The sequence below is a fragment of the Salinimicrobium gaetbulicola genome (genome assembly GCF_042676025.1).
Lineage (GTDB): Bacteria > Bacteroidota > Bacteroidia > Flavobacteriales > Flavobacteriaceae > Salinimicrobium > Salinimicrobium gaetbulicola.
On sequence record NZ_JBHTJP010000032.1, the window covers coordinates 1425459 to 1437447 of the forward strand.

Here is an 11989-nt window from a genome sequence, read left to right on the forward strand (position 1 = left end):
CTATTTAGAAATTAATATCTTTATTCTATTCCGAATACTTCGGAAGAACTGAAAAAAATAAGGTTATGAAAAGTAGTTTTAGCGAGATCATAAAAGATGAGAAACCTGTATTGGTAGATTTTTCAGCAGAATGGTGCGGACCGTGCAAAACCCTTGGACCCATTTTAAAAGAGGCCAAAGATGAATTAGGTGATGCCATAAAAATAGTAAAGATCGATGTGGACAGGAACCAGGTTCTAGCCGAGAAATTCCAGGTACGCGGAGTGCCAACCCTCATCCTCTTCAAAAACGGCGAACAACTCTGGAGACAATCGGGCGTGGTGCCTAAGAATGACCTGGTACAATTGATAAGGTCACATCAATAAGAATTTATGATAGAGGAAAACCTATTACTTGACCACGGAGCGAGAAAAATCCCTTTTTCAAAAGGCGATCAACTATTCCGCGAAGGCGAAAGCGCGCTTAATTTCTACCAGGTGGCTTCCGGAGAGGTTAAAATGAACAACTACAATGAAGACGGAAAGGAATTCATTCAGGGCATTTTTTCCGCGGGCGAAAGTTTTGGTGAGCCTCCCTTACTGGCCAATGTAAAATATCCAGCCAATGCCGAAGCCATCAATGATGCCGAAGTATTTCAGCTTTCAAAAGAGCAGTTTTTAGAACTGCTTACTTCCAACCCACAAGTTCACCTAAAGATAACCGAAACCCTTGCGAAAAGGCTATTTTATAAAGCTATCATGGCTTCAGAGATCTCCAGCCAGGAACCGGAACACCGAATTTTAAGGATCCTGGACTATCTTAAGAACCATGTACATAAAACTGAAGGTAAATTCTCTTTCAGGGTAGATCTTACGCGACAGCAACTGGCCGATCTTACCGGTCTAAGAGTAGAAACGGTCATTAGGGCTACCAAGTCTTTAGAAAAGAAAGGCGAGCTCGAGATCAGGAAACGCAAACTCTACCGATAAAACTCACCCCTGTAACTCAATAACTTACAACCTGTTTTAAGAGGATGAAAATGTCCCATTTTATGATTCAGGTCATAGTCTCTGCCCTGTTGTCCTGCTAATTTTGCTCCTATAACATTTAAACGAGCAATATGAAACTTTACAAATCATTGTATGAGGACTTTGAAAAATTGTATGTAGGATATTCGGCATTAGCCATCATCCTTTCAAGCTGTGTGGGAGCTGCAGCAGCCATGGTGATCTTAATGAACGGCCATGACTTTCTTCAAATGACCCAGTTATTCGTTGTAGTAGCGGTCGCCATGAACTATATGGCTTCTGTACTGGCACAATTAAAACCAAAATACGTATTCAATTCTTTATTGGTAAGTTTGCTGGTAAGCATTGCACTGTTGTTCATCAATGTAATAATGCGCTACTAAGAAAAATTACATGAAAACCGATATAAAAAACAGGGAGGACGTGTTTCTCCTTGTTTCTACTTTTTATTCCAGGGTACGCGCGAATCCTGAAATCTCCCATTTTTTCAATGAGACCATTGAGGACTGGCCTTCACACCTGGAAAAACTTACCGATTTCTGGGAAACCAACCTGTTCATGGTGAGCAAGTTCAGGGGGAATCCTATGAAGGCTCATAAAGAGGTGGACCAAAAGTTCCAATACAGTATTGAACAAAAACATTTTGGGGAATGGCTGAACATGTGGTTTCAAACCATCGATGACCTGTTCGAAGGCGATCGGGCTAACATCGCTAAGAATCGCGCCCGTAACATGGCAGGGAATATTTTCATGAACATGTATCAGAGCAGAAAAAAATCCTGAAAATTCAAACAGAAAATAAAAAATCCGAAGGCAGCACCTTCGGATTTTTTTGTTGGAAATTTCAACCTTCTATACCGTCATTGAGAACAGCTGAGTTTCCGGTTTGCTTCTTTGCAACAAAAGGTCAAAAGCCATGCAAACGTTTCTTACGAACGGCCTTCCCTCCTCTTTTATTATTAAACGATCCTTTTCAATTTCTATTAACCCGTCACTCTCCATTTCCTTCAGCCTGATCAGTACATCGGGCAATTCCGGAAAATACGAACTTTCGTCCTCCCATGAAGTCTCCAGGTTGCACATGAGGTTTAAGATATGCTTTCTAAGTTTTTCATCTTCTTCCGTAAGGATATGCCCGCGATAGAGCGGAAATTCCCTCTTTTCAAGAAGTTCATAATATTCTTCAAGGGTCTTCACATTCTGAGCAAAACCACTCCAGCTATCACTTATCGCAGATACTCCAAGACCTATCATTACTTTGGTCTTTGAATGTGTGTAACCCATAAAATTGCGGTGCATCTTCTTCTCCTCTACCGCCTTGTACAAAGAATCTGATCTCAGGGCGAAATGGTCCATACCGATCTCCACATAACCGGCCTCTGCCAGCATTTTTTTACCGGTCTCATACATTTCACGCTTCACATCGGCAGTGGGAAGATCTTCCTCGTTAAAGCCTCTTTGTCCGTTTCCTTTTATCCACGGAACATGCGCGTAGCTGTAGAATGCGATACGATCTGGCATCAACTCCTTGGTCTTTTCAATGGTAGTGCGGATATGTTCTACGGTTTGAAACGGGAGCCCGAAGATGATATCGTGGCCTACCGAAGTATAGCCGATCTCCCTGGCCAGTTCGGTAGCTTTTTTGACATTTACGAACGGTTGGATTCTGTGGATGGCCTGCTGCACGGTCATATTATAATCCTGTACACCGTAGCTCACCCTTTTGAATCCTGCTTCATATAAGGCTTCTAAATGCCCTTTTTGAGTATTGTTAGGATGCCCTTCAAAGCTGAAGTCAAAACCTTCGGCTTTTGTAGCGTTTTTAAAAAGGCCTTGGATAAGTAGTTTTAAATTTTCCGGAGAAAAGAAAGTGGGGGTTCCACCTCCCAAATGTATCTCCTTTATCACCGGTTTTTCCTCCAAAAGCTCCAGATACATCTCCCACTCGTCTAAAATGGCATTTATATATGGAGATTCCACCTCGTGCCGTTTGGTGATGCGCTTATTACAGCCGCAAAAGGTGCACAGGCTTTCACAAAATGGTAAATGTAGATACAGGCTGATCCCTTCAGACTGATTGCTTTCAGAAAAGGATCTTTTAAGGCTCTTTTTATACTCCTCAATAGAAAAATTGCCCAAATCCCAATATGGTACGGTTGGGTAACTGGTATACCGCGGACCCGCAACATTGTACTTGTTGATTAAATAATTGCTCATTCCTAATAGTTTACGGGCAAAAATAGAGCAAGGAAGAGGGGGAAAATATGATTTGAATCAGGTCGGACAAATCTGTCCTGTTTTAACGTTTTTCTATATCTGTACCAGGGCATCCAATACACCCTTTTTCAGCCCTAGCCAGACATAGTTCCAGAAAGATTTGGCCTTGTCTCTATTTACCTGAATATCTTTGATATTGTTCTCTTCGGAAAGTCCATCGTTATCCACGAACAAGTTGGCAATGGCCGATAGAAATTTACTTGTTTCCCGGCTCTGGTCTTTGAGAATCTCTATCCTGAAATTCTCATATTCCACCTGCACATCGCCGGAAAGCATATCATCGTTGCCGGTAAACGTAAAGGCCACTGAATTAATACTTCCCTCTGCCGCGAGCCCCATGGAAGGGCTTAAAAAAGCGTTCATAGAATCACCCGAAACACGGCCGAAGCTACCTGAAAAAAGGAATTTTTCATTCTGGTTCGCGGCATTGAAAGACCAGTCGATCTCAACGGGAGTGGTATCCATAAAATCAGCGCTGGCAGTGATCTTTGTCCGCGGAAGGTCTTTTTGATCCAAACCAACATTGGTCAGGTTGTCAATTTTCCCGTCCACATTATTGAAACTGATCCTGGCCACCTGGCGGTCTGCCTTGACCTTTTCTTCATAAACAATACGCGTGCTGTCTACGGAGACTTCCTTAAGATCAAGTTTTACTGGCGACTGTCGCAGCATCTGACTGTAAAGGGGTATCATTTTAGGATTATCCGGAAGGGTCTTGTTGCGATAGATCTGCAGGTCCCCGCCCGATATTCCCATGACAGGATTTTGTAAATACAAAGTGTCATTTCTGAAGCTAAAACTAAGGCTGTCCAGCCGAATTTGGTTTACCTTAAGCGAGATACGGTCTTTCTCATACAGTATTTTTTGATCGAAGACAGAGGGCCCATAATTCGGGATGATCTTGAAATTCCGAACCTCAACGCGGCCGTTTTTAGCATCAATGCTTTCCGAAGCTATATAATGCTCAGGGGTGATATTGATTCGCAGAGAATCAACTTTGAAGTTATAACCGTTATAGTTGAACGGTACCATTTGGTTTATGGTAGAGGAATCTACTTTTATCCCTGAAACTTCAAATTCCCTTATCCTGCTGAAAAGTTTATTCCCGGCGGAATCTTTTCCTTTAAGTTCCAACGTTGCTTTGGAAGTCTTAAACACCTTCACCTCTATTTCCTTCTTAAAAGAGACTTTCGATTTCGAGACAGAGTCCTGGGAAGGAGCAATGATGATCTCCGGCTCGGCTAAACTTACCTCATCGAAAACAATTTTTCCATTTTTCAAATATTGCAGGTAGCTTAGGCCTTTAAAAGAAAGTTTCGGGGTGTTGATTTCTGTGCCCCTGTTCCTGAATTTCAGACTCCGGAGGTGGATATTTTGCGCGAAAAGATCAACATCAATTTTCTCGTGGGATGATTTTTCACCTAAGGCGCTATTAAGCTCATCCTGGATTCTCCCCGATAAATAATTTGTTGCGATATACCCGGCAACCAGAATGATGAAAACTATTACTAAAATACTGACCCCTGTCTTTTTGCTGTTTCCCAATTTCTTCCCTATTTATTTTATTCATCAATTCAGAAATGATCAAAAAGTAGAATTATGGAATTCTCTGTTTTGAGAATAATGTCTGTTTCAACTGTTAAAGCTCTAAATTATTTTTTTGTCAGAATCTCACATTTCTGCTAATATTTTCACAAACCGTCTTTAGCGTTGTTAATTCTTTATTAATAAACATTTCCTTAGAACATTTTTAACAGCCCAACCCCTAATTTAGGTCCCGTAAGCAAGAATTAACTAACTAATAAAATAGCCAAATGACCACCTTTCAACCTACCGAGATTCTTAATGAATTCAAAAATATCATCCATAACAGTTGTACAGATTGTACCGGTGTGAACGCCATTTACAGCTCCCTTCATAAGGGAATTATTAAAATGTATTTCCAGGCAAGAAATGTGGAAATAGATTATGAAAACAAAGTGATCAAGGCCGAGATCCCTGTTACAGATAAGGAATTTACTTCTGTGAGTTTTGAATGTCTTGATCTAGAAAGATTTTTAACCTCGTGCATCAAAAATGACAAACGAAGCCTGAACTTTTACAAAAGCGCTTTGAATTATTACAGCCTTTCTAAGGTAGCATAAGAATAGTTGTCTCTGGTTATCATATAAACCTGAAGCTCCGGTTCATCCCGGAGCTTTTTTATTGTATAAAAAAAGCTTCAGTTTCCTGAAGCTTTCTTGGATAGGTTAGTAAAAAACCCCAATTAATTAACAAAAACCTCTTTCCGGAAAAAAGCATCTATACTGTCTGCTATCTCGTAGCATTTACTCACTTTTTCAGAACCACTGCATGATCTGGAATCAGGTGAATAAGACTTACAGGTAAACCCGGAAAGGTCCAGATCCTTGAATTTTGGATTGATTGCAATACATTGTTCATACAGGCTATTGATATTTTCATAACCTTGAGGGTCAATCCCCTTGCTTAAGAGATATCCTTTAAGGAAATTCTCTATTGCATTCTGGGAATTCTTGCAAACCAAATAAGAAACGACATCTTCCTCGGGCCTGCATAGTTCATCATTGGCTTCCCGAAGTTTTTGAATGGCTTCAGAAAATAGACCAAGTGCTTTGTTTTCCATGTGCAGAAATTTAAAAATTACGGGATCTTTAGGGCAAAGGCCTTAATAACCTCTGCCCTAAAGGATATATATTACATATCTCTATAGAGTTCGAGTCTTTCCCATTTAGACTCAACTTCTTCCTGTGCCTGTTTTAATAAGGCTTCTCCCAGTTCGGCATTTTCTTTAGCCACCCTGGTGAATCGGGTCTCTTTATACATGAAATCCTTCAACGGAGCCTGAGGCGCTTTCGAATCCAGTTTGAATCGCTTGCCTTTCTCTTTGGAAGGATCAAATCTGAATAACGGCCAGTATCCGGTTTCAACAGCTTTTTCCTGTTGAGTTGCTCCATGTTTAAGGTCATAACCATGCTCCCCACAATGTGAGTAAGCGATGATAATGGATGGTCCCGGGTAAGCAGCTGCCTCTTCGATCGCTTTAAGCGTCTGTAGGTCTTTCGCCCCGATGGCCACCTGCGCCACATACACATTCTGATAAGAAACGGCCTGCAAAGCAAGACTCTTTTTAGAGGTCTTTTTACCTGAAACCGCGAACTTGGCGCTTGCTCCTAATGGAGTGGCTTTAGACATCTGTCCCCCGGTGTTCGAATACACTTCGGTATCCATTACCAGGATATTGATATCTTCTCCAGAAGCCAGCACATGGTCCACACCTCCATACCCTATATCGTACGCCCAACCGTCTCCACCAAGTATCCAGACCGCCTTTTTACGAAGGTATTCGGTCAGTTGATTCAATTTGATGGCTTCAGGAGTTCCCAGGGTTGAAAGAATTTCTTTCAGTTCGGCAATTTGAGCGTGTTTCTCTTTCTTCTGAAGTTCATTCTCTTCAGGATTATTCAGAATAGCCTGTACCAATTCAGTTCCAACCAGTGGTTCAACTATTTTTAAAAGGTCAGCGGCGATCTCCTGCTTTTTAGAAAGTGCAAGTCTCATTCCTAAACCGAACTCAGCGTTGTCTTCAAACAGGGAGTTTGCCCATGCCGGTCCTCTGCCAAATTCATTGGTCTTGTATGGAGTAGTCGGCAGGTTACCTCCATAGATGGAAGAACATCCTGTCGCATTGGCGATCATGATACTGTCCCCGTAAAGCTGGGTCAGCATTTTGATATATGGAGTTTCTCCACAACCTGAACACGCGCCGGAAAACTCAAATAAAGGCTCAAGGAACTGAGATCCTTTGACGTTTGTGATCTGCAATTCTGTACGGTCGTAATTTGGAAGTGAGCTGAAGTAATCCCAGTTCTGATTTTCGGCTTCTGCCACATCCAGTTTTGGACGCATATTGATAGCCTTGAAGTTTTCAACCTCCTTACTTTCCGCAGGACAAACAGCCACACAAAGATCACATCCTGTACAGTCTTCAGGAGAAACCTGTAGCACATAAGAATCTGATGTACTGGTGAATGGCCTACCTTTGGCCGGAACAGATTTTAAAGTTGCAGGCGCGTCCCCCAGTTCTTCATTGGAAACAACCTTCGCCCTGATAGCAGCATGCGGACAAATAGCCACACACTTGTTACACTGGGTACAAAGATCTTCGCCTTCCCAAACAGGAACGAAATCGGCAATCCCGCGTTTCTCATATTGAGTAGTACCGGTAGGGAAGGTACCGTCAATAGGGAATGCGCTAACCGGAAGCTCGTCTCCTTCGCCGGCAAGGATCTTGCCTAATACTTCTTTTACGAAAGGATCTGCGTCACCGGTCATCATTGGCTTAAGACGTTTGTCGCTGGTGACCTGTTTTGGATAATCTACTTTTTGAAGGAATTCCAGAGATTTATCAACCGCATTGAAGTTCATTTGAACCACCTTCTCTCCTTTGTGGGAATAAGATTTAACGATCGCATCCTTGATCTTCTGGATGGCTTCCTCTTTAGGAAGAACTCCTGAAATGGCAAAGAAACAGGTTTGAAGTACAGTGTTGGTGCGCTTTCCTAATTTGGCTTCATGCGCCACTTTAGTCGCATCAACCACATAGAATTCAAGTTCGTTCTCTACGATCTCTTCCTGCATTTTTTGTGGCAGCATATCCCAAACCTCATCATTAGAGAAAGGAGCGTTCAATAAGAAAGTTCCTCCCTTTTTGATCTTTTTCAGGATATCATATTTCTCAACAAAATTGAACTGATGACAGGCAATGAAATCGGCTGTATTGATCAAATAGCTAGAGTAGATCGGGTCCGGCCCGAATCTAAGGTGAGACACAGTTTGAGAACCTGCTTTTTTAGAGTCATAAACAAAGTAACCCTGAACATAGTTATCGGTGGTCTCTCCAATGATTTTAATCGAGTTCTTATTAGCACCTACAGTTCCGTCAGAACCTAATCCGTAGAACAGACAGTTAAACGTTGATTTTTTGGTCTTGAAAACCGGATTATACAGTAAACTTTTGAAAGTTACATCGTCATTGATACCTATCGTAAAATGGTTCTTTGGCTGAGGTTTCAACATCTCATCAAAGATCCCTTTCACCATGGCCGGGTTGAATTCTTTAGAAGAAAGTCCGTAGCGACCAGCCAGGATCTGCGGCATTTCACGGTCACTTTCAGCAAAAGCCGTTACAGCGTCCAGGTATAAGGGATCCCCGGTACTTCCCGGTTCTTTGGTACGATCCATTACAACCAGTTTTTTTACTGTTTTCGGGATCATCCCGATAAAATCTTTCACAGAGAAAGGACGGTAAAGACGTACGATCAGCACTCCTACTTTTTCGTCGGAATTCAATAGAGTATCAACTGTTTCACGAACAGCACCCTCTCCAGATCCCATGATCACAACCACGCGTTCTGCTTCTGGATGCCCCTCATAGTCAAATAAGTTATACCTTCTTCCTGTATGTTGATAGAACTCGTCCATAACCTCCTGCACGATCTGCGGAACATTCTCATAATGCAAGTTCGCGGCTTCACGAGCCTGGAAGAATACATCAGGGTTTTGAGAAGTACCCCTTATCACCGGACTATCAGGATCTAAAGACCGCTTTTTATGTTCCATGATCTTTTCTTCGGGCATCATTGCCTCGATGATATCATCTGGAATAGCATCTATTTTAGAGATCTCATGAGAAGTTCTGAATCCGTCGAAAATATTCAAAAAAGGAACTCGTGACCTTAAGGTAGCTACCTGCGAGATCAATGCGAAATCCATCGCTTCCTGCACAGAACCTCCAAACAACATGGAATAACCCGTTTGACGGGCAGCCATAACATCAGAGTGATCTCCGAAAATTGAAAGGGCGTGGGTCGCAATGGTACGAGCAGCAACATGTATCACGTTTGGCAAGAGCTCTCCTGCTATCTTATACATGTTAGGGATCATTAATAATAATCCCTGAGAAGCCGTAAAAGTTGTAGTAAGTGCACCGGCCTGAAGTGAGCCGTGAACGGCACCTGCGGCACCTCCTTCACTCTGCATCTCAACAATGCGCGGAACATTGTTCCAGATATTCTTTTGGCCTTTTGAGCTATAAACATCCACATGCTCGCCCATTGGAGAAGCCGGCGTTATAGGGTAAATGGCGCATACCTCATTTGTCTTATGGGCAACTTTGGCCACGGCCTCGTTGGCGTCACAAATGAGTTTTGGAAATTTTTTTACCATTTTATATAATTTTTTTCTGCATTCCGGCTAAGACTCATGAAGCCAAACCTTTTTCTCAAGTAATTCTTCTTCAGATTCCTCATGGTCCTCATCCGGCACACAGCAATCTACTGGACAAACAGATGCGCACTGTGGCTCATCATGGAAGCCTTTACATTCTGTGCACTTATCTGCAACAATAAAATAGAACTCGTCAGAAAGTGGTTCGTGCTCCTCGTCAGCATCCACCTCTTTCCCACTGGGTGTAGTAACCGTTCCGCTAAGAGCTGTCTCATCTGAATATTTCCATTCCTGATCTGGTTCATAGATCGCGTTATTTGGACATTCTGATATGCAAGCGTCGCAATTGATACACTCGTCAGTTATTTTTAGCGCCATAATCTTATTATTTAAATTATTAATGAAAATTTTGATTAAAAGTATTGCAGCACTAAATCGTTTGATATGATCACCATCATATTTTAATTTATGCAGAATTATTCTTAATAACCTATTTAATAGTGCAATATGATTTACATCATATTTAATACCCTTAGGTCCTTTTATATTTACCCCAAAGATCCATTCACTACCAGTGAGCGCACCGGTGGTACCAAAAAATGTAGATATGATCACAGAAAATATGAATCAAGCCGAAGCCCTGGACGCAGTTGTAATTCGCTTTGTGGGCGATTCGGGTGATGGGATGCAATTGACGGGTACTCAATTTTCAGACACCTCAGCGATGTTTGGAAATGATGTTGCTACCTTCCCTAATTATCCTTCTGAAATACGGGCTCCCCAAGGAAGCTTATATGGTGTTTCAGGATTCCAGGTTCACATAGGAAGTGTGGAAGTAAGTACCCCGGGAGACAACCTGGACTTACTGGTCGCTATGAACCCTGCCGGATTGAAAACCAACCTCTACGCTGTAAAACCGGGTCAGACTGTTATTGTTGATGTGGATTCCTTCACAAAAAAGAATCTGGAGAAGGCGCAGTATGCTACGAATCCTCTTGAAGACGGAAGCCTGGAAAATTACCGGGTTATTGAAGTCCCAATGACTTCTCTCACCAAAGAAGCTTTAAAGGATATTGAAGGACTTGACAACAAAAGTATCACCCGGAGTAAGAACATGTTCGCACTGGGAATGGTCTACTGGTTGTATGACCGTTCACCTGAACACACTATAGAATTCTTCGGAAAGAAATTTAAAAACAAACCTCACCTAATAGAAGCAAACACCCGGGTATTGAATGCCGGGTATTTTTATGCAGAAACTATTGAGTTGATCCCTAATTCCTATTCTATCTCCCCGGCAAAAATGGCGGGTGGAACATACAGGATCATTATGGGGAATACCGCTACCGCCTGGGGATTCCTAGCAGCTGCGGAAAAATCTGGATTAGAACTATTCTTAGGTTCCTATCCTATTACCCCGGCCACAGACATACTTCATGAACTGGTAAAACATAAGCACTTTGGAGTGAAGGCCTTCCAGGCAGAAGATGAGATCGCCGGAATCAGTTCAGCAATTGGTGCAGCTTTCGCGGGAGATCTTGCGATCACCACTACTTCAGGTCCGGGACTTGCACTTAAAGGAGAAGCCCTGGGACTTGCCATGATGCTGGAATTACCACTGGTAGTAGTGAATGTACAGCGAGGCGGCCCTTCAACCGGGTTACCTACAAAGACCGAGCAATCTGACCTTTTACAAGCCATGTATGGTCGAAATGGAGAAAGCCCGGTAATAGTAATTGCCGCGAGTACACCGGCAAACTGCTTCACTTATGCATATGAAGCTTCAAAATTAGCACTGGAACACATGACCCCGGTAGTACTATTGACCGACGGGTATATCGCTAACGGATCTGCTCCCTGGAAAATCAAAAAATTAGAGGAGCTCCCTGAGATCAAGAACCACATTGTAAAAGAAGCTAAAGAAGACTGGCACCCATACGATCGGGATGAAGAAACTCTGGCAAGGAACTGGGCCATCCCAGGAACTCCCGGACTGGAACACCGAGTTGGTGGTCTTGAAAAGGACCGCGTGACCGGTGACGTTTCCCATGTTCCGGAAAACCATGAGATCATGACCCAGATAAGGGCAGAAAAAGTAGAAAGAGTTAAGAATTATATTCCTGAGATCGTTCCGGAGTTTACAAATGAAGGTGACCTGCTGGTAATTGGATGGGGAGGAACTTATGGATCCCTGCATACCGCAGTACAACAACTAAATACCGAAGGATATAAGAATATCGGCTTCGCCCACTTCAACTACATCAATCCCCTTCCGAAGAACACAGGAGAGCTATTGAACAGATTCAAAAAGATCGTAGTGTGCGAATTGAACAACGGGCAGTTCGTAAATGTGCTGCGCATGCATTTCGACAACAAATTCCTACAATATAACAAAGTGCAGGGCTTACCATTCGCGAATAATGAGCTACTGGAACACTTAAAACAATTAGTAAAATAAC

Annotated in this window: 11 protein-coding genes; 6 read left to right on the forward strand and 5 right to left on the reverse strand. The window is 42.5% G+C overall.

Annotated features, from left to right (window positions below):
• The first annotated feature begins 65 nt into the window (after positions 1-65).
• The 4 genes from trxA to ACFQ1G_RS07985 all read left to right on the forward strand — a co-directional run bounded on the left by trxA (position 66) and on the right by ACFQ1G_RS07985 (position 1790).
• The gene (trxA, locus tag ACFQ1G_RS07970) at positions 66-365 is read left to right on the forward strand and encodes a thioredoxin (protein ID WP_380738306.1); all 300 of its coding nucleotides are present in this window, start codon (positions 66-68) and stop codon (positions 363-365) included.
• Positions 366-371: 6 nt separating this feature from the next.
• Positions 372-968, forward strand: a complete 597-nt coding sequence (locus ACFQ1G_RS07975; protein ID WP_380738308.1) for a Crp/Fnr family transcriptional regulator — start codon at positions 372-374, stop codon at positions 966-968.
• 131 nt (positions 969-1099) lie between these two features.
• Entirely contained in the window at positions 1100-1390 is a 291-nt protein-coding gene (locus ACFQ1G_RS07980) for a hypothetical protein (RefSeq protein ID WP_380738310.1), read from the forward strand.
• 10 nt (positions 1391-1400) lie between these two features.
• Positions 1401-1790, forward strand: coding sequence for a group III truncated hemoglobin (locus ACFQ1G_RS07985; protein WP_380738312.1), 390 nt, complete (start codon positions 1401-1403; stop codon positions 1788-1790).
• 69 nt (positions 1791-1859) lie between these two features.
• Here the strand turns inward: ACFQ1G_RS07985 and hemN are convergent, their stop codons facing one another.
• Positions 1860-3224: an oxygen-independent coproporphyrinogen III oxidase gene (gene hemN / locus ACFQ1G_RS07990; protein ID WP_380738315.1), complete on the reverse strand. Its 1365-nt coding sequence runs from the start codon at positions 3222-3224 to the stop codon at positions 1860-1862.
• A 93-nt stretch (positions 3225-3317) separates the two neighbouring features.
• A complete protein-coding gene (locus tag ACFQ1G_RS07995; RefSeq protein WP_380738317.1) occupies positions 3318-4829 on the reverse strand; it encodes a hypothetical protein in 1512 nt (503 codons plus the stop codon).
• Positions 4830-5098: 269 nt separating this feature from the next.
• On the opposite strand from ACFQ1G_RS07995, the gene ACFQ1G_RS08000 reads away from it, so the two are divergent.
• Positions 5099-5428, forward strand: coding sequence for a hypothetical protein (locus tag ACFQ1G_RS08000; RefSeq protein ID WP_380738319.1), 330 nt, complete (start codon positions 5099-5101; stop codon positions 5426-5428).
• 122 nt (positions 5429-5550) lie between these two features.
• On the opposite strand, the gene ACFQ1G_RS08005 is transcribed toward ACFQ1G_RS08000, so the two are convergent.
• From ACFQ1G_RS08005 to ACFQ1G_RS08015, 3 genes are all read right to left on the reverse strand, one after another.
• A complete protein-coding gene (locus ACFQ1G_RS08005; protein WP_380738321.1) occupies positions 5551-5928 on the reverse strand; it encodes a HEPN domain-containing protein in 378 nt (125 codons plus the stop codon).
• Between the two features lie 71 nt (positions 5929-5999).
• The gene (gene nifJ / locus ACFQ1G_RS08010) at positions 6000-9530 is read right to left on the reverse strand and encodes a pyruvate:ferredoxin (flavodoxin) oxidoreductase (RefSeq protein WP_380738323.1); all 3531 of its coding nucleotides are present in this window, start codon (positions 9528-9530) and stop codon (positions 6000-6002) included.
• Between the two features lie 27 nt (positions 9531-9557).
• Positions 9558-9908, reverse strand: coding sequence for a 4Fe-4S dicluster domain-containing protein (locus tag ACFQ1G_RS08015; protein ID WP_380738325.1), 351 nt, complete (start codon positions 9906-9908; stop codon positions 9558-9560).
• A gap of 229 nt (positions 9909-10137) precedes the next feature.
• Here ACFQ1G_RS08015 and ACFQ1G_RS08020 point away from each other — a divergent pair, with 229 nt between their 5' ends.
• On the forward strand, positions 10138-11988 hold the full coding sequence (locus ACFQ1G_RS08020; RefSeq protein ID WP_380738326.1) for a 2-oxoacid:acceptor oxidoreductase subunit alpha: 1851 nt from the start codon (positions 10138-10140) through the stop codon (positions 11986-11988).
• The last annotated feature ends 1 nt before the right edge of the window (position 11989 follow it).